The organism is Streptomyces sp. NPDC026500 (assembly GCF_055567635.1).
In genome coordinates this window covers 86,809-105,061 of record NZ_JBVHQB010000027.1, presented here as the reverse complement: position 1 = coordinate 105,061, position 18,253 = coordinate 86,809, and the positions used below count along the sequence as shown (strand labels likewise).

Here is an 18,253-nt window from a genome sequence, read left to right as displayed (position 1 = left end):
GCTGCAGACACTCCTCGCCCTCTGGACCGGCGCCTGCCCCACCTGCCACCGCGACATACCAACATCCATATCAACCTGACCAGGCACTACTAGGTCGCGGCGTGGCCGTGTCGCAAAGACCCCCTCGCCCCTCGGATGCCCAACCGAGCGCCGACCGGGACCGGCGCATGTCGCATGTTCTCAAGTGCTTGTGCCCTTGTTCATGTGCGTACATGTCTGCCCCCGTGTTCATGTGTGTGTCGTCATGGCCTCATGTGCCTGGTCGGCCGGTTGATAGCGTGCGGCCCGGGGTCGGCTTCATGGCCGACTGTTCGTACGAAGTGATGCCGACCGCTGTACGCCTTACGTACCCGTCTGGTTGGTGCACGGCACCGCCGACACGGTCGTGGACATCCGGCAGTCGCGCGCGCTGCACGAGGCCCTTGAGCAGCGGGACCGGCCGGTGACCCTGGTCGAGACGGACGCCGATCACGCCGGTGTGGTCATGACCGAATACGTTCCCGAGCTCGGGCGCTGTCGCCCCGCCACGGCCGAACGCGTCCTGTCGACAGGACAGCGCACGGCCCGCGTCCTGGCCCGAGCCGCCGGAATCATGGTGCATGCGCCGGACCGGCTTCCGGAGTGACCGGATCGGTCCGCACCCGGACCCGATGAGGTCTGTCCCCTGGTGCGCGGTCCGGTCAGAGTGGAGGCATGACCCGAGCACTGATCGTCATCGATGTCCAGGAATCCTTCCGCGCCCGACCCCTGTGGGAGACCATCTCCAACCCGAAGATCACCGACCAGGTGGACAGGCTGGTCACGCTCGCCCGCAGCGCCGGCGACACGGTGGTGTGGGTGCTGCACTCGGAGCCCGGCAGCGGCGACGTGTTCGACCCCGCCCTCGGCCATGTCCGGCTCATGGAGGAGCTCCGGCGCCAGGACGGGGAACCGCTGATCCACAAGACCTCGCACAACGCCTTCACCACCACCAACCTGCAGCAGCTCCTCACCGAACGCGGTGTCCGCGAGCTCACCGTCTGCGGAATCCGCACCGAGCAGTGCGTGGAGACCACCACCCGCCTCGCGAGCGACCTCGGCTACCAGGTCACCTTCGTCTCCGACGCCACCGCGACCAACCCCATCCCGCACCGGGACGCGCCCGCGGACCAGAGCGTGGCCGAACTGCTGGCGGACCCCCGAACCCTCGGTGCCGAGGAGGTCATCAGGCGCACCGAGTACGCCCTGGCCGGGCGCTTCGCCACCATCGCCACGGTCGACGATCTGGAGACCTCGGCCGCGTCTCGGGCATGATGACCGGATCGTGAGCCACATCGTCTTCTTCCTGGTGCCCGGAGTCCATCTGCTGGACCTGGCCGGCCCCGCGCAGGTCTTCTCCACGGCCTCCGACTTCGGGCACCCGTACACCCTCGACTACGTCGCCGAGCAGCCCCGGATCCCCACCGCTCAGGGGGTGCCGCTGGTGACCCGGCTCGACTGGCCCGAGCTCGGTCCCGACGATCTGATCCTCGTGCCCGGCTGGCGGGCGCTCACCCTCACCGACGGCCCTCTCGTCGGTGAGGCCAGTCTGCAGGTCCTCCGGGACCATCACGCGAGGGGCGGCACCGTCGCCAGTGTCTGCGCGGGAGCCGACGCGCTCGGCCGGGCCGGGCTGCTCGACGGCCGTCGCTGCACCACACACCACGACGTCCAGGACGATCTCGCCCGCCGCTACCCCCGGGCGGCCGTGGTCCGCGATGTCCTGTACACCGAGGACGACCGGGTGGTCACGTCGGCGGGCATCGCCAGTGGGATCGATCTCGCCCTGCACCTGATCGCCACCCGGCACGGCCCGGCCGTGGGCGCGCAGGTGGCGCGGGACATGGTGGTCTACGCACGACGCAACGGCCACGAACCCCAGGCCAGCGCCATGCTCCGGTACCGGTCCCACCTGGACGACACTGTGCACCGCGCGCAGGATTTGCTCGACGGCCGCTTCGACCGGCCGGTGCCCCTTCCGGAGCTGGCCGCGGCCGTGGGCGTCAGCGAACGCACCCTCACCCGCCTCTTCACCCGCGCCACCGGCGGCCTCACACCGCTGCGCTATCAGCAGGCCCTGCGTCTGGAACGCGCCGAGCACCTCATCAGCCACGGCGTCACCGTCGACGCCGCCGCCCGCGCGGTGGGCTTCGAGGACGCCCGCATGCTGCGTCGCCTGCGCGCCCGCGCGACCTGAACCGCGACGAGCGGGACGCGCCGGGGGGACCCACGAGCCGGCCTCAGGTCTCCTGGCCCGCCCCTGTGAGCGTGGCCCGCTGGCGCGCGGCGCGCACGGCCGCCGTCAGCGAGGCGATGTCGTAGGCACCGTAGTGACGGCGGCCGTTGACGAAGAACGTCGGAGTGCCCGAAACACCGCTGAGATCGGCCGACTCGACGTCCATCGCCACCCGGGCCACGCTCGCGCCGTCCCGGAGGTCCTCGCGGAAGCGGCCGCTGTCGAGGCCGAGGCGAGCGGCGTACCGGAACAGGTCCTTCGGCCCCAGGTCGCCCTGGTGTCCCATGAGGAGGTCGTGCATCTCCCAGTAGCGGTTCTGGCGGGCCGCGGCCTCGGCTGCCTGCGCGGCGAGCTGGGCGTTGGGGTGCACGTCGTTGAGCGGAAGATGGCGCCATACGTAGCGCACGTCGCCGAAGTCGGCGAGCAGTTCGCGCACCACGGTCTCGGCCAGACCGCAGTAGGGACACTCGAAATCGCCGTACTCGACGAGGGTCACGGGCGCGTCGAGCGGCCCGCGCACATGGTCGCGCTCCACGTCGACGGGTTCGCTGAGGTCGACGATGCTCTGGCCGATGCCGAGCAGGGCCCGCGCGCGGGAACGCGCGGTGAGGGCGCCGATCACCAGGGTGACCACCCAGGTGAGCAGGAACGAGCCCGCGACCGCGGCCAGAATGCCGACCTTCGCCTGCGCCAGGGCGTCGCCGGTAAAGGCCAGCGACGCGATCAGCAGGGCCACGGTGAAGCCCACGCCGGCCAGCGTGCCCCCGGCCGTGATGGCGCCCCAGCCCACAGGCGGGTGAAGACGTCCTCGGGCGGCGCGCGTGGTGAGCCAGGTGCCGCCGATGATGCCGACGGGCTTGCCGAGCAGGTAGCCGAAGAGGATGCCGAGGGTGATCGGTGAGGTGAAGGCGTCGGCGAGCTGACCGGCGCTCAGGGTGATGCCGGCGTTGGCGAGGGCGAAGAGCGGCACGATCACGTAGCTGGTCCAGGGATGGAACATCTGCTGGAGCCGCTCGTTCGGGGAGAGCGTCGAGGCGAGACCGCGTCGCACCGTGCGCTCCAGCTCCGGGGTCGGCTGCTCGCGAAAGCGCCGGAACAGCCGGCTGGCGTGTTCCAGATCGCTGCGCTCCGCCGGGTACGCGTACGTCAGCATGCCCATCGCGAGACCCGTCACCACCGGGTCGATGCCCGACTTCAGGAGCGCCACCCAGATCGCGACGCCCAGCACGCCGTACAGGGAGGGAATCCGCGCGCCGATGGTGCGCCGCAGCAGCAGGACGACCACGAACAGGCCGAGCGCCGTCAGCAGCGCGGGCAGCGAGATGGTGTCGCTGTAGGCGACGACGATGACGGCCAGCGCCAGAAAGTCGTCCACCACGGCGACGGTGAGGATGAAGACCCGAAGATTGGTGGGCAGCCGTGAGCCGAAGACGGCGAGCATGCCCAGGGCGAAGGCGGTGTCCGTCGACATCGCGGCACCCCAGCCGTGCGCCGCGGAGCCATGGCCCGAGGTGATGGCCAGGTACACGAGGACGGGAACGATCATGCCGCTGAGACCCGCCAGCAACGGCAGGGCGACCCGGCGGCGTTCTCGCAGCTCGCCCAGGTCGAACTCGCGGCGCGCCTCCAGGCCGACGACGAAGAAGAACAGCGTCATCAGGCCGCTGTTCACCCACTCGCGCAGGTCCATGGACACTCCGCCCGACCCGATACGGATCGACAGCTCGGTGCCCCACACCGTCTCGTACGAGTCAGGACCGATGTTCGCCCAGGCCAGCGCCACCAGAGCGGCGGCGAGCAGCACGGCGGCGCTGCCGGTCTCCGTCCGCAGGAACGCGCGCAACGGGCTGCGAGCGCGCGTGCCGCACTGAGTCTGACCTGACAGGGGCGACGACTCGGATGGCATGGTCACCCTCCGATTCTCGCCCCGGACCGGATACTTCCCCAGACGGCGGGTGACCGGATCCACGGCGGGTGACCGGACCGATCAGGATTCGAGAAGCGCCGAAGACCTGGCCTCACCTGGCGTGGCGCACGGACACCGGCACAGCACGTCGGCCGGCACCGCCGATGACGTACGCCGTGGACGGTGGACACGACCGCGCGGACGGAGTCGGCGAACGCGTACCCGGCGCACTGCGCGAAGCTGGTTGGATCGAGGCAGGCGATGCCGGCGGAGACCGTGAAGGCGGCCCCGCCCGACAGATGGAGACACGATGAGCAAGGCCACGAGGACGGACACGCAGCCGCCTGCGCCGCATGGTGCCGACAGCCACGATCTGATCCGCGTGCTCGGCGCGCGGGAGAACAATCTCAAGGACGTCAGCATCGAGATCCCGAAGCGCCGGCTGACGGTGTTCACCGGTGTGTCCGGCTCGGGCAAGAGCTCGCTGGTGTTCAACACGATCGCCGCCGAGTCGCAGCGCCTGATCAACGAGACCTACAGCAGTTTCGTGCAGGGATTCATGCCCACGCTCGCGCGGCCCGAGGTCGACGTCCTCGAAGGTCTGACCACCGCGATCATCGTCGACCAGCAGCGGATGGGTGCCGACCCCCGCTCCACGGTCGGCACCGCCACCGACGCCAACGCCATGCTGCGCATCCTCTTCAGCCGGCTCGGCAAGCCGCACATCGGCCCGCCCAGCGCGTACGCCTTCAACGTCCCCTCGGTCAAGGCGAGCGGGGCCATCACCGTCGAGCGCGGTGCCAAGCAGGCGGTGAAGGCGACCTTCAACCGCACCGGCGGGATGTGCGTGCGCTGCGAAGGCCGGGGCGCGGTCTCCGACATCGACCTCACCCAGCTCTACGACGACTCCAAGTCGCTCAACGACGGCGCGATCACCATCCCCGGCTACGGCTCGGACGGTTGGAACATGCGCCTCTACAAGGAGTCGGGCTTCGTCGACCCGGACAAGCCGATCCGCAAGTACACGAAGAGGGAACTGCACGACTTCCTCCACCACGAGCCGGTCAGGATGAAGATCGCGGGCATCAACATGACCTACGAGGGTCTGATCCCGCGTATCCAGAAGTCGATGCTCTCCAAGGACAAGGAGGCGATGCAGCCGCACATCCGGGCGTTCGTGGACCGGGCCGTCGCCTTCACCACGTGCCCCGAGTGCGACGGCACCCGGCTCAGCGAGGGCGCCCGTTCGTCGAAGATCAAGCGGATCAGCATCGCCGACGCCTGCGGGATGCAGATCAGCGACCTGGCCGAATGGGTCCGCGGTCTCGACGAGCCCTCGGTGGCACCGCTGCTCTCCGCGCTCCAGCAGACCCTCGAGTCGTTCGTGGAGATCGGCCTCGGCTACCTGGCCCTGGACCGGCCGGCGGGCACGCTGTCCGGCGGCGAGGCACAGCGCGTCAAGATGATCCGCCACCTCGGTTCCTCGCTCACCGATGTCACCTACGTCTTCGACGAGCCCACGGCGGGCCTGCACCCCCATGACATCCAGCGGATGAACGACCTGTTGCTGCGGCTGCGCGACAAGGGCAACACGGTGCTCGTCGTGGAGCACAAGCCGGAGACGATCGTGATCGCCGACCACGTCGTCGACCTCGGTCCCGGCGCCGGTACGGGCGGCGGCTCCGTCTGCTTCGAGGGCACGGTCGAGGGCCTGCGGACCGGCGGCACGGTCACCGGCCGCCACTTCGACGACCGGGCCTCCGTCAAGGAGACGCTGCGGAAGCCCACCGGCACGCTGGAGATCCGCGGCGCGTCCGCGAACAACCTGCGCGATGTCGACGTCGACATCCCGCTCGGGGTACTGGTCGTCGTCACCGGCGTCGCCGGGTCCGGCAAGAGCTCGCTCGTGCACGGGTCCATCCCGGCCGGTGAGGGTGTGGTGTCGGTCGACCAGGCGCCGATCCGTGGTTCGCGGCGGAGCAACCCGGCGACGTACACCGGTGTGCTCGACCCGATCCGCAAGGCCTTCGCGAAGGCCAACGACGTGAAGCCGGCACTGTTCAGCGCCAACTCCGAGGGCGCGTGCCCCACCTGCAACGGCGCGGGCGTCATCTACACGGACCTGGCGATGATGGCCGGCGTCGCCACCACGTGCGAGGACTGCGAGGGCAAGCGGTTCGACGCGTCGGTCCTGGAGTACCACCTCGGCGGCCGTGACATCAGTGAGGTGCTCGCGATGTCGGTGGACGAGGCCGAGGAGTTCTTCGGCGCCGGTGAGGCGCACACGCCGGCCGCGCAGCGCATCCTGGGGCGGCTCGCCGATGTCGGGCTCGGCTATCTCACCCTCGGACAGCCGCTCACCACGCTGTCCGGCGGCGAGCGACAGCGGCTCAAGCTCGCCACGCACATGGCCGACAAGGGTGGCGTCTACGTCCTCGACGAACCGACCACCGGCCTGCACCTCGCGGACGTCGAGCAGTTGCTCGGCCTGCTCGACCGGATCGTCGACTCGGGCAAGTCGGTCATCGTCGTCGAGCACCACCAGGCGGTCATGGCACACGCCGACTGGATCATCGACCTCGGCCCCGGGGCCGGTCACGACGGCGGCCGGCTCGTGTTCGAGGGCACGCCGGCCGACCTCGTCGCCGCCCGCTCCACCCTGACCGGCGAACACCTCTCGGCGTACGTCGGCGCCTGACCGGGACCCGCGTGGACACGTGGGACGGGTTCCGGCCGCTGCCCGAACCCGTCCCACGTGTCCGTCGGCCACGGACGGACGGCCGAGGCCCGGCGCCGGTCCGACAGGGGGTCGAGAAGTGTCGGACCCGTTGAACAGAGCCTGCCCCGACCGCGGGTGGCGATCCGCCAGTGGAGCCGGCCGGGGTCAGGACGGCGCTGCGGGACCCATCGGGCTCCGCGCGCGCCCTGCCCGAAATGCACCTACGGTTGACGCACAGAGTGGCGCCCGCGGACAGCGACTCCTTCCGCTTCCAGCGCCCCCCGTCAGCGCATCAGGAGGCCGGCCGCCATGACCACAGCATCCCAAACTCCCGTCCTGGACACCATCGCCGCCATGACCGTCGACTCCATCGAACGCTGCGGACTGCCCACGGAGCAGCTCCTCCTCACCCGTATCGCGGCGCTCGCGGCCTCGGACGCACCGCCCATCTCCTACCTCGCGCACATCGACCCGGCCATCAAGGCCGATCTGACCATGGCCGCGGTGCAGGACGTCCTGGTGGCCATCGCCCCCATCGTGGGTACGGCCCGTGTCATGACGGCGGCGGGCAACATCGCCGCGGCGTTCGGCATCGCGATCGCCGTGGCCGAAGAGGAGATCGAGGCGGAGGCCGCCGCCGAGGGCGGGAGCTGAGGCACGAGCGCTGAAGGCCGGGGGTCAGTACACCCGGGGATCAGGCTTCCCGTTCATCCGGGGGCCTGTTGCTCATCGCGCCCGGCGCCGGCAGGTTCTGTTGGAGTCTTCCTTGCTGGACCGCCGAAACGAGCAGCCGGGCGGCCACACCGATCAACAGCAGGTTCACCGTCATCTGCCCCGTGACCAGCAGCCGGGCCGTTTCGCTGCGCGGAGTGATGTCTCCGAAGCCGACGGTGCTGAAGACCGTCATGGTGAAGTACAGGGAGTCGGCCCGCGACAGTGACTCGCTGAAGCTGCTCGCCGCGCTGTGCTCCATCAGGTAGTAGACCGTCGCGAAGAGGAGCAGGTAGAGCGGTGCGGTGGTCGCCAGAGCCTCCATGGCGCGCAACTCGGGCCGCGGAGCCCGGGTGATCTCGCGGATCTGCCAGGCCAGAAGCAGCGCCACCACCACGATGCCACCGACGAGCGCGAGGATCGTGCCCAGGGTGAAGGCCGAGTCGAGCGGGAGCAGGAAGTAGGCGGCGACGAGGATCGCCGAGGTCAGAAGCGATCGCATGGTGGCGCGGAGCGCCTCCCGGCGACTCCTCCTCGACTTCCTGTCCACCGTTCCGCCCCGATGCCCGCCGCCGTGACCGCACGACCGTGTCGGCTCGCGACTTCACCCTTCCTGGTGTCAGGGGCGCGACGCGGCAGGCGCACCACATGGTCACTGGGATGGCGGTGTGCTAAATATCAGGGCCCGAGGCCATGATCAAGAGTTTTGGGCCGGGTAGCTGTAGGTCGCATGAGTCGCCTGGGGCACCCTTATTGGGGGTCGAGGGGCGGGGTGCCGGGCGATGTCCTCAACTCGGCTCTTTCCCGAGTGACTTCGTCGCCACCCCGCCCCTGTTCTCACCGCCTCACCCCGGCGAGGGCGGTGCCGCGGAACCATCCGGGCACCCCGCGCCACCTCGATCCGCCCCGTTCCACCCAGCCCCATGTCTCATGGCCGGATCAGCGTCACCTCGCGACGGTGGGAGTCCTGGACTTCGGGGGACCAGTCGCCGGTGCAGTAGACGGACACCTCGCTCATCGAGCCGTCGCGCACCTCGGCGCGGAGCAGTTCGCGGCAGTACCAGGTACCGTCGGCGCCCTCCCAGCGCTCCTCGAACTCGATCACGATGCCGGACTCGGTGACGTCGGCACGGTGGCGTGGCACGGTGCCGAGGAAGGGATGGCTGGTTCGCCGCAGGGCCACGAGGTTGTCACGGCCGGACGTCTGGAGCCGCCACTGCGGCAGGCTGAAGTCCACGAACACATCGTCCGTGAAGAGTCCGGCCGGGGCGCTGTTCGTCTGCAGGAACTCCACGAAGAGATCGGCGAGTTCCTTGGCCAGGCGGGCGTCGAGGGTACTCATGACGGTGCCTCCGCGAGATTGCGGCCGATGACCCGCATGGTGCGGTCCAGTTCGGCGCTGGGGCTGAACTCGACGACTTCGGTGCCGGCGAAGAGGAGGGGCAGGTGGCCCGGTGCGCCGTAATAGGCGTCTCCGGCGTGGAAGACCTCGTCGTGGTCGACGTACCGGAACACGATCTTTCCGGAGATCACCTGGCCCCAGTGCGGGCACTGGCACCGGTCGTCGGGCAGCCCCTGGAAGAGCGGCGCCGGATCCATGTCCGCCTTCATGGTCTCGTACGAGACGGTGTACGGGCCGATCTCGGCGTACCGGCCCTCGATCACCGGCTCGTCCACCTTGAGCTCCGCCTCTGCCTTGGCTGTGCGTGGCATGACGTCCTGCCCTTCGTTCCGCGGCCGTACCCGGTCGTACGGCGCCTTCACCCATCAGGCGTGAGGTCGGACGGCACAGTGTGAGGTGACGGCTCACCGGCGTCGATCGTGTGCCGGTGGCCCGGCCCCGCGCCTCACAGGCGCCAGGCGGGCGGGTTCTCGGGCTCGTAGACGCAGAGGGTGCCCGTGCGTACGGCGGTCTCCAGATGGCGTCCGAGTTCCGGGTGGACCGCCGCGACACGGCGTACGGCGGCGCGGACGCGTGCCGTGACGGCGGTGCGGGCGCGTTCCGCGGGGGAACCGGCGCGGCGGACGTGCCCGCCGATGCCGTACGCGGCGGACAGCTGGCGGACGAGCGCGTCCTTCTCCTCCGCGATCCGGTGCGACCGCGCGGCGTCGCCGCCCGCGTCGGCATCCTCGGCCTCCTCCTCCAGCTCCCGCAGCCGCCGCCGGTACGCGGCGCGCGCTTCGGCGTCGATCACCTCACCCAGATCACCGGGAGTGTGCATGTCCGCTGTGGCCGTACCACCGGCGACGGCGGCGGCACCGGGTGTCGCCAGATCGACCGCCGGGACCGGGGTGCCCGGCCGCCCGAGGAGCACGGCGATGTCGTGCAGCCCCTTGCTGTCCGGAAGACGGACCTCCCGGCCGGCGTAGACCAGGTGCCACAGCGGACCTTCGCGGCGGAAGAGCGGTACGAGGAGGGGAGCGTCCGGCTGCTGCGCAAGGGCGTTGGGCCGCGCCGCCGGGGGGTGGGCCGAGTCCTGGAACGCGGCGTCGGCGGGGCGGGCGGAATCCTGGGGCCGCGCATCGGCGGAGACCGGGAGTGGCACGCCGTCCCTCGTGCCGCCCTGCGCCCGGGCGGTGCCGCCGCGGGACGCGGTCGGTGCCGGAGCGGCCGTCCCGGTTCCGCCGTCCGGAACGCCCGGCGTCCCCACCGTCTCCTGCCCGATGCGCTCGGCGAGGGCGACCGCTCCGGCCGCCATGGCGGCCCGCACGGCGCGGTCACGGTGGTGGCGGGCCGTTCGGTCGTCACCCATGGACCGGGCCAGAAGGGCCAGATGACGCTCGACCGGGCCCCGGATCGCCGCGCCGATGCCCTCCACGACAAACAGGCCCGCGTACGGTGCCAGGGCGTCGTAGAGCAGGGGTGCGGAAGCGTGGGTGCCCACCGCGCCGACGGTCTCCGCGGCCTGTGCCATCATCGGCAGCCACTCGCTGTCCCGGGGAGCTCGGACGAGCGACGGCATCACCGCGGCCAGGCGCCGGGAAGCCTCCTCCGGACGGCCCAGCTGAGCGGCGAGCAGGCCCAGCGTGACACGTGGCCACACGCCCGGCATGCGCTCCAACGGCGCCCGGTCGCGCAGCTGTTGCAGGTTGTCCCGGTCGCCGGTCTCCGCGTACAGACACCAGCGCTGCGTCTCCGCGAGCAGTGCGGCGTTGGCGCTGCCCGCCGCGCCGCCCAGTGTCTCCACCTCCTCGAGCGCCGCGGCGCAGTCGTCGTATCTCCCCTCCATCAGGGCCCGGGTGCCGCGCCACAGTGGCACGTACCACGCGTACAGCGGTCGCCGCAGCGGCCGGGCCGCCGTTTCGTACGCCGTTGCCTGGGAGTCGGCCTCGGCGAACGAGCCGGTCTCCATCAGTGGGACCAACCGCAGCCGCCGGCCGAGGAGTTCGAGGGCGAGGTCGCGCCGGGAACGGGCCACGGAGATGATCTCCTGGGACCAGTCGAGGCGGTCGCGGCAGTGGTCGGGGCCGGGCCGGGCGTCGCACAGGGCCGCGAGCGCCGGTCCGAGGGTTGCCGGGTCGCCGACCTCACGGGCCGTGGCCACAGCCTCCTCGGCGAGAGCGACCCGGTGTTCCTCCGGTTCGAGGAGAGCCGCCGCGAGGGACAACCGGGCCGTGACGGCGGCGCGCAGCGCGGCGTGCGCCGGATCAACCGCGAGGCAGGAGCGGGCCTCGCCGAGCAGGTCGACCTGCTCACGATCGGCCACATCGACCTCGAAGCCGACGGGACCCGTGCCGAGGCCGAGTGCGGCCCGCGCGAGGAGTTCGGGTCGCCCCGCCCGGCGGGCGAGCGAAGCGGCGCGCAGCAGCGCGGAACGGGACGCCGCCCAATCGCCGGATCCGAGTCGTGCCGCCCCGAGTCCGAGCAGCACCTCGACGCGTTCCTCGGCGTCACCGAGCCCCTGATCGGCGGCCCCGCCACCCTCGACGGACCCGGGTGATCCATCGACCCCGGCCCCGGCACTGGCGCCCGCTCGGGCGCCGGCACCCGCACCCGCCCCGCCACCGGCTCCGGCACTTGGAGCCGCCCCGCCACCGGCTCCAGCTCCGGCACCGGCGCCCGCCCCGCCACCGTCCCTGGCTCCGGCACTCGCCCCGGCCCCGGCACCAGCGCCCGCCCCGCCACCGTCCCCCGCTCCGGCACTGGCACCCGCCCCGGCTCCGGCACCCGCCCCGGCTCCGGCCCCGGCACTTGGAGCCGCCCCGCCACCGCCACCGTCCCCGGCTCCGGCACTTGCACCCGCTCCGCCACCGTCCACGCCACCGGCCCCGGCTTGCTGGGTCGCGTCGATGCCGCCGGTCGCGTACGCCTGCGCGGCTCTCTCATACCAGCGCGCCGCCTCCTCGAACGCGAGAAGCGCCGCGGCGCGGTCGGCGGCCTCCCGGCAGTACCCGGCGGCCTCGCGTGCGTGTTCCGGGCCGGAGAGAAGGAGATGGTGGGCGACCTCGGCCGGACCGGTGTCGCGGCCACGTCGGGCGTAGTCGGCCAGCACGGCCGCCACCGCGTGGTGCAGCACGGCCCGCTCGCCGGGCGCCGGCCTCCCGGACAGGGCCTCGCGCAGGAGGTCGTGCCGGAAGCGGCCCTCGTTCGCCCCGGCCTCCGCCAGCAGTCCGGCTCCCGCCGCCTCCCCGAGGAGCGCGCGCACCTCGTCGAGGGGCACGGCGGCGGCATCGGCGAGCACGTCGAGCCGGAACCGCGTCCCCAACAGGGCGGCGATATCCAGCAACTGTGCGGCGCGGGGCGACAGTTCGGCGGTACGGGCACGGACCGCGTCGCGCACCCGGACGGAGGCGGCCGTCGCCGGGATGCCGGAAGCAGGCCCGTCGAGACCGCCGCCCGCCCGGAGGAGCTCCGTCACGAAGAAAGCGTCACCGCCCGTGTACCGGGCCAGGACATGCACGGCCGAAGGCGCGGGAGTGCTGCCCGTGGCGGCGTCGAGCAGCGCCGCCAAGTCCTCCTCCCGGAGCGGTCCCACCGGCAGCGCGCGGCCGCGGCGCAGCAGCTGAGTGCGCGCCCAGACGCGGTCGTGCCAGGCGGTGTCGTCGTCGTGGGCCGTGGCCAGCAGCAGGACCCGGGCACCGCGCACGGCGTCCGCGGTCTCCAGGAGCAGCCGCAGCGAGGAGGCGTCGGCCGCGTGGACATCGTCGAGCACCAGCAGCAGCGGCCGCTGCCGCGCCACCGTCGTGAGGACCTCGGTGACGTCCCCCGCCAGTCTCAGCCGCGCCGCTTCCGGATCGGGGTCCCGGTCCGCGCCGGTCGCGGACCCGGTCAGCAGCGCCCGCAAAGACGGTGACGCGGCGACCAGCCGCCCACAGCGCACATTGTCCACGACGAGTTCGCGCAGCAGCCGCGACCAGGGCCGCAGCGCCTGCTCGACGGCGTCCGGCGGGCACCATGTCCACACCGTGCGGAAGCCCTCGGCGCGGGCGGCGGCCTCCTCGGCGAGGCGGGTCTTGCCCGCTCCCGCGGCCCCCGTCAGGGTGACGAGTCCGCCCCTGCCCGCGGCGGCGCGCTCCCCCGCCTCTCGGAGCTCGCCGAGTACGTCCTCGCGTCCCACGAACGGGAAACCCGTCACCATGGCAGTCCTCGTCGGTCCTTCGCCGCTCCGCCCCTCCGTAGAGCGTAGGCAGGAGACACGAAGGCCGCGAGGCACGGACACCCCGGCGGAGCCGACGATCAGGCGGTGGCAGGGGTGAAGAGCACGGGCAGGGACCGTCCACCTGCCGATCGCGACGCGGCGCTGCTCGGGCGGTGTGTCCATCAGGACGATGGCGAGGGACGCGGGGATCATCGCGGCGGCTCCGGCGCCCCGCAGGGCCCTGGCGGTCAGCAGGACGGGGATGTCCGGGGCCAGCGCGCACGCGAGGGACATCGAGGTGAGGGAGCGTTCCCGCGCGGACGTCACGGCCGTCGCCTCGATCGTGCACGGCGCCGCCTGTGAGAGCGCGGTCGCGCCGGCCCACGCAGACGGCGACGCCGACGAACTGCTCGACGCCACGCTGCGCCGGTTCCGTCTGCTCCTCTCGTCCTTCGCCAAGGCTGCCTGAGGGGTTTCCGCCCGCCGTCGAGGCTCACCGGCACTCGTCCGCGGCACCGACGAGACCTCGGTGCCGCGCCCGCGGAACATCAGGGGGTGGCGGCGAGGGCATGGCCCCCCATGCCGGGGGCGCTGCCGTCGCGCCGCGTGATGCCACGTTCACCTCGCCGGGTGCGGCAGGGCTCCGCTCCTTGTCTGCGTGCTGAAAACCTGTGGTGTGTGGGGCGATCGGGTTGGTAGGAAGGGTGGATGACTACGCGTGATCTTGACCCACTGCAGTGTCTGCTGGCCGAACGCGCCTGTGAGCGGCTGGTCTTGGAGCTGGTACGTCGGCTCGACCTCGGTGAGCCGAGTACGGTCTGCGACCTCTTCACGCCCGACGGTGTCTGGGAATGGCCTTACGACGGACGACGGATCGAAGGCCGGGAAGCTCTGCGTGCCTACTTCGGCTCCCGGCCCGTGGACCGACTGTCCCGGAGGATGTGCACGAACATCCTGGTCACCGTCGACTCGCCGGACACCGCCACGGCGACGACCTACTTCGCCACCTACCGCGTCGACGGCTACACGGAGGGCACGTTGGTTCCGTCCCGGCCGCCCGCGAACGTAGGACACTACGAGGACACCTTCCGCAGGGTTGACGGCACTTGGCTCATGGCGACCCGCACGCTCGTCCTGCCGTTCGGCGGCCCGACGGAACGTCTGGAGGCGCCGACCGGCCTTCCCACGTCCATCTGACGCAGGCATGGGCAACTGGCGTGCGTGCTCGGCTCGTTGTTCGGGTGCTCGCCGTATGCCGGGGGGCGGATGTCGGAAGCCGCATGTCCGAGACCGGATGTCGGATGCCGTCCGACTGGCGCTGTGACGTGCGGTGACGGGCCGTGGAGTTCGCGGCCCGGCCGAGGTGGGCACGTTGCCTCAGACCGGCGTCGCCGCCCGGTAGGGGCGGAAGAACGCGCGCAGTTCCTCCGCGTAGAGCTCGGGCTCCTCGAAGGGGGCGAAGTGGCCGCCGCGGGCCGGCTCGGTGACACGCGTGACGTTCGTCGTGCGCTCGAGCCACGCCCGCGGCGGGCGGACCATGTCGCCGCGGAAGATCGAGAAGCCGGAGGGTACCTCGACGCGGCGGGCGAGCTGCGCGGGCGGGATCGCCCCGTTGGCGCGGTACATGCGCATCGACGAACCGATCGTCCCCGTGAGCCAGTAGAGCGTCACGTTCGTGAGGATCTCGTCCTTCGTGAAGGACCGTTCGATGTCGCCGTCGCAGTCGCTCCACGCCCGGAGTTTCTCGACGATCCAGGCGGCGAGCCCGGCCGGCGAGTCGGTGAGGCCCACAGCGGCGGTCTGGGGCTTCGTGCGGTGCATGGCGGCGTACGCACCCTCGGTACCGCCCCAGGCCGCGGCGCCCTCCATCCACGCGCGTTCCTCGGGTGTGAGGTCGGCGGGGTCCCCGGTGAACACGGGAAGACCCCCGTCCATGCGGTGGACGGCCACGACGCGGTCGGGGTGGTCGAGCGCGAGATAGCGGCTCACATGGCTGCCGATGTCACCGCCGGCCGCGCCGAAGCGCTCGTATCCGAGGACGTTCATGAGCTCGGCCCACAGACCGGCGACAGCGATGGAGTCGAGCGGTGGGCCGGCGGGGCGTTCGGAGTATCCGTAGCCGGGCATGTCCGGCACGATCACATCGAACGCGTCGGCGGGATCGCCCCCGTGCGCGCCGGGATCGGTCAGCAGCGGGATCACCTTCGTGTACCGCCAGAACGAGTCGGGCCAGCCATGGCTGAGCACCAGCGGCAGGACCGGCCCGGCCGGTGCGACGGCTCGGGCGTGCACGAAGTGGATCCCGAGACCGCCGAGCCGGACGCGGAAATGGGGGAGCCGGGCGAGCGCCGCTTCCTGCGTCGGCCAGTCGAACCCGTCGGCCCAGTACGCGACGAGCTCACGGAGGTAGCCGAGGTCGGTCCCGAGTGACCACCCGGCGTCCTCGGGGGCGTCCGGCCAGCGTGTCATGCGCAGTCGTGAACGGAGGTCTTCGAGTGCCGACGGGGCGGTCTGTGGAGTGAACGGCTCGGGGCGAGGCGCGACATCAGACATGTGTCGCATCCTAAGGAGCGTGCCGGGCGACTTCTCGAACGTGCTGACCAGGCGTGGCGCCCACCTGAGACGCTCGTGTTCCCCGGTCGGCGTCAACTGACGTCTGTGGCGCGAGCGGTGCGATCGGAACGGTCCGCCACCTGGCGCCTGACGCCGGCGTCTTCTCCGCCACCGGGATCAACCGGCCCGGTCCCCGTACGCGGCCCTGCTGGCCTCGATCTCGGCGATGTGCTCGATCGCCCAGCCGGCCAGAGCGAGGGCCGGCCGGATCAGGCTCTGCCCGGTGGGGGTCAGCGCGTACTCGACGCGTGGCGGGACCTCCGCGTACGCCGTCCGGGACACCAGGCCGTCGCGCTCCAGGTTCCGCAGGGTCAGCGTGAGCATCCGCTGCGAGATGCCGGGTATCTGCCGCTGGAGATCGGTGAAGCGCAGACGTCCCTGCTCGAGGGTTGTCACGATCAGCAGGGTCCACTTGTCGCAGATCCGGTCGAGCACGGCGCGGATCGTCTGCCCGCCGTCCCCGCGGATCATGCATGTGTGCTCGTAGCGCGACATGACAGCTCCTTGTAGGTAGCGCACACCCATGTGCCTTTTGTAAGCCCCCCGACAGTCACTCATCATGAGGCAACTTACGCCTGGTAACTATTGTGCAAGGGGCCGCTATGGACGTCGCCTAGTGGATCGTCGCAGCGCTGCTGGCGGCGTTCTACCTCTATGCCGGAGGCATCAAGATCCTGCAGAGCCAGGAGCGGCTTCAGCCCATGATGGGGTGGGTCGATCGCGTGCCCATGCCGGTCGTCCGGCTCATCGGGACGCTGGAGGTCCTCGGCGCGGCAGGCCTCGTCCTGCCGCCCCTCACCGGCATCGCGCCCTGGCTCGCCGTCGCCGCGGCGACCGGCCTCGTCCTGATCCAGGTCGGCGGAATCGCCGTCCACGTCTCTCGCGGCGAGACGCGGATGATCGGCCTCAACATCGTCCTGCTGGTGGCCGCCGCGGCGGTCGCCCTGTTGGGGACCACCTGGCTCTGACCGATCCGCCGTGTGCGACGGCGCACACGACGCCGCACACAACGCAAAGGGCGGGAGCCCGGCACGTGGTGCCGGCTCCCGCCCCGGAACGCGACCGCTCAGGTGCGGTAGGCGTAGTACGCGGCGTTGGGGTACGACGCGATGATGCTCGCCAACGACCTGTTGTAGGTGTTGGTGGAGTGGTACGACACGTACGGCAGGCCCTGCGGGCTGCGGTACGTGACGATCATGGTGTGGTCCTTGGACCCGTCCTTGTTGAAGTCCACCTGCACCACGTCACCGACGTCCGCCTGGTAGACGTTGGCGAGGCTGGTGGCCCGCTTGGAGGACAGGGCGAACCACGAGAACTCGTTGACGCCGACGAACGAGTCCGACTGGATGTCGGAGTTGCCGAACCACTTGTGGAAGTCGTTCGTGTAACCCGGAACGTGCTTCCAGCCACCGGCCTTCAGGGCCTGGCTGACGAAGTTGGTGCAGTCGCCGCCGGCGCCCTCCCCGTTGAAGTTCGGGTAGGCCGGGTTGTAGTTGTTCCAGTACTTCGCCGCGTACGCCGCCATGGCCTTGTAGTCCAAGCCGGTGGCCGAGAAGTTCTTCGGCTTGGCCGGCGCGGGCTGCGTGATGGCGGAACGGGTCGCCGACGGCGGGGTGTTGTCGCCGGTCATCGGTGTGGCCACGTACGTGGTGGCCGCGACCTGGTTGACCGCGACCCCGTCGTCCGTGTCACGGATGTTGGTGAGCTGCCAGTCGCCCGTGCGGTCGGCCTTGAACGTCAGCGTGTGGTGCGCCTCGAAGCCGGTGGTCTTCGGCTCGGTGCCCTTGGCCTTGTCGTACGCCAGCGTCGTCGTCTCGGTGACGTCGACAGTGGCGTGACGGCCCTTCACCACAGTACGGTCCAGCGACACCGTCGTGTTGGCCGAGCGGTACTTCTCGCCGAGCTCCGCCAGACGGGCCTTGCGGCTCTCCAGCTTCGCCAGCGCCGACTTCTCGGCACGCGACTGGGTCGAGGACAGCCGTACGTCGCCGGAGAACCGCGACGTCTTCTGCTTCGTTCCGTCGTGGTCCACGAGGGCGTCGGTGCGGTCGGTGAAGACCGCGTCCGCGAGCCGCTGGAAGGTGGCCTTGGTCGACGCGTCCACCTTCGGGTCGGCGGTGACACTCGCCGCGCCCGCGGACCAGTTGGGCAGCAGGGCTGCGCCGGCGACGACCGAGGCGGCCGCCGCCGTGATTATGGTTGCGCGTTGCCGCTTACGGCTCAGTTTCCTTGATTTCAATGGTGTTCCCCTCTACGCCGGTATTCGATACCGGAGCCGCATCCTCGCACGGCGTGTGTGGCTCCTGTGAAGGGGGTTGCCGAAGCGGTATCGAGGTGAGACGGCGGAAAGCCGCAGCTCCACGTTCGACAGGGCAATCCCGGCAACCGACCGTCCCTGCCGGGGCCCGGCCACTGGTTCCAGGACGATCCGGCGGGAGGCGGCGGGCCTTCGCCGATTCCGGTGAGGGAGC

The 18,253-nt window shown here is 71.1% G+C and carries 16 protein-coding genes; 8 read left to right on the top strand and 8 right to left on the bottom strand.

What is annotated here, in order from left to right:
- Positions 1-361 precede the first annotated feature (361 nt).
- The 3 genes from ACZ4N5_RS36120 (at position 362) to ACZ4N5_RS36110 (ending at position 2,215) form a co-directional block, all read left to right on the top strand.
- On the top strand, positions 362-625 hold the full coding sequence (locus tag ACZ4N5_RS36120) for an alpha/beta hydrolase family protein (RefSeq protein ID WP_467761255.1): 264 nt from the start codon (positions 362-364) through the stop codon (positions 623-625).
- A gap of 68 nt (positions 626-693) precedes the next feature.
- Complete coding sequence (locus tag ACZ4N5_RS36115; RefSeq protein WP_467761254.1) at positions 694-1,293, top strand: isochorismatase family protein; 600 nt, start codon at positions 694-696, stop codon at positions 1,291-1,293.
- Positions 1,294-1,303: 10 nt separating this feature from the next.
- Positions 1,304-2,215 carry a GlxA family transcriptional regulator gene (locus tag ACZ4N5_RS36110; protein WP_467761253.1) on the top strand — a complete coding sequence of 304 codons (912 nt, stop codon included), beginning with the start codon at positions 1,304-1,306 and terminating at the stop codon, positions 2,213-2,215.
- A gap of 43 nt (positions 2,216-2,258) precedes the next feature.
- On the opposite strand, the gene nhaA is transcribed toward ACZ4N5_RS36110, so the two are convergent.
- Entirely contained in the window at positions 2,259-4,160 is a 1,902-nt protein-coding gene (gene nhaA, locus ACZ4N5_RS36105; RefSeq protein WP_467761262.1) for a Na+/H+ antiporter NhaA, read from the bottom strand.
- A gap of 310 nt (positions 4,161-4,470) precedes the next feature.
- On the opposite strand from nhaA, the gene ACZ4N5_RS36100 reads away from it, so the two are divergent.
- Positions 4,471-6,858, top strand: coding sequence for an ATP-binding cassette domain-containing protein (locus tag ACZ4N5_RS36100; RefSeq protein ID WP_467761252.1), 2,388 nt, complete (start codon positions 4,471-4,473; stop codon positions 6,856-6,858).
- Positions 6,859-7,188: 330 nt separating this feature from the next.
- Positions 7,189-7,533: a carboxymuconolactone decarboxylase gene (locus ACZ4N5_RS36095; protein ID WP_467761251.1), complete on the top strand. Its 345-nt coding sequence runs from the start codon at positions 7,189-7,191 to the stop codon at positions 7,531-7,533.
- Between the two features lie 40 nt (positions 7,534-7,573).
- Here the strand turns inward: ACZ4N5_RS36095 and ACZ4N5_RS36090 are convergent, their stop codons facing one another.
- From ACZ4N5_RS36090 to ACZ4N5_RS36075, 4 genes are all read right to left on the bottom strand, one after another.
- Positions 7,574-8,092 carry a potassium channel family protein gene (locus tag ACZ4N5_RS36090; protein ID WP_467761250.1) on the bottom strand — a complete coding sequence of 173 codons (519 nt, stop codon included), beginning with the start codon at positions 8,090-8,092 and terminating at the stop codon, positions 7,574-7,576.
- 426 nt (positions 8,093-8,518) lie between these two features.
- The gene (locus ACZ4N5_RS36085) at positions 8,519-8,932 is read right to left on the bottom strand and encodes a hypothetical protein (RefSeq protein ID WP_467761249.1); all 414 of its coding nucleotides are present in this window, start codon (positions 8,930-8,932) and stop codon (positions 8,519-8,521) included.
- Entirely contained in the window at positions 8,929-9,303 is a 375-nt protein-coding gene (locus ACZ4N5_RS36080) for a cupin domain-containing protein (RefSeq protein WP_467761248.1), read from the bottom strand. The genes ACZ4N5_RS36085 and ACZ4N5_RS36080 overlap by 4 nt, the downstream gene beginning before the upstream one ends.
- Positions 9,304-9,437: 134 nt before the next feature.
- The gene (locus ACZ4N5_RS36075; RefSeq protein WP_467761247.1) at positions 9,438-13,169 is read right to left on the bottom strand and encodes an ATP-binding protein; all 3,732 of its coding nucleotides are present in this window, start codon (positions 13,167-13,169) and stop codon (positions 9,438-9,440) included.
- A 190-nt stretch (positions 13,170-13,359) separates the two neighbouring features.
- On the opposite strand from ACZ4N5_RS36075, the gene ACZ4N5_RS36070 reads away from it, so the two are divergent.
- Together ACZ4N5_RS36070 and ACZ4N5_RS36065 are read left to right on the top strand one after the other, a co-directional pair.
- A complete protein-coding gene (locus tag ACZ4N5_RS36070; protein ID WP_467761246.1) occupies positions 13,360-13,638 on the top strand; it encodes a hypothetical protein in 279 nt (92 codons plus the stop codon).
- A 239-nt stretch (positions 13,639-13,877) separates the two neighbouring features.
- Positions 13,878-14,366, top strand: coding sequence for a nuclear transport factor 2 family protein (locus ACZ4N5_RS36065; RefSeq protein WP_467761245.1), 489 nt, complete (start codon positions 13,878-13,880; stop codon positions 14,364-14,366).
- 180 nt (positions 14,367-14,546) lie between these two features.
- On the opposite strand, the gene ACZ4N5_RS36060 is transcribed toward ACZ4N5_RS36065, so the two are convergent.
- Positions 14,547-15,722, bottom strand: a complete 1,176-nt coding sequence (locus ACZ4N5_RS36060) for an epoxide hydrolase family protein (RefSeq protein ID WP_467761244.1) — start codon at positions 15,720-15,722, stop codon at positions 14,547-14,549.
- Between the two features lie 177 nt (positions 15,723-15,899).
- Complete coding sequence (locus ACZ4N5_RS36055; RefSeq protein WP_467761243.1) at positions 15,900-16,277, bottom strand: winged helix-turn-helix transcriptional regulator; 378 nt, start codon at positions 16,275-16,277, stop codon at positions 15,900-15,902.
- Positions 16,278-16,402: 125 nt separating this feature from the next.
- Between ACZ4N5_RS36055 and ACZ4N5_RS36050 the strand changes: the two genes are divergently transcribed.
- Positions 16,403-16,750 (top strand): DoxX family protein, encoded by a 348-nt coding sequence (locus ACZ4N5_RS36050; protein WP_467761261.1) that lies wholly within the window; start codon positions 16,403-16,405, stop codon positions 16,748-16,750.
- 98 nt (positions 16,751-16,848) lie between these two features.
- Here ACZ4N5_RS36050 and ACZ4N5_RS36045 read toward each other — a convergent pair whose 3' ends face one another.
- Positions 16,849-18,021 carry an amidase domain-containing protein gene (locus tag ACZ4N5_RS36045; RefSeq protein WP_467761242.1) on the bottom strand — a complete coding sequence of 391 codons (1,173 nt, stop codon included), beginning with the start codon at positions 18,019-18,021 and terminating at the stop codon, positions 16,849-16,851.
- Between the last annotated feature and the right edge of the window lie 232 nt (positions 18,022-18,253).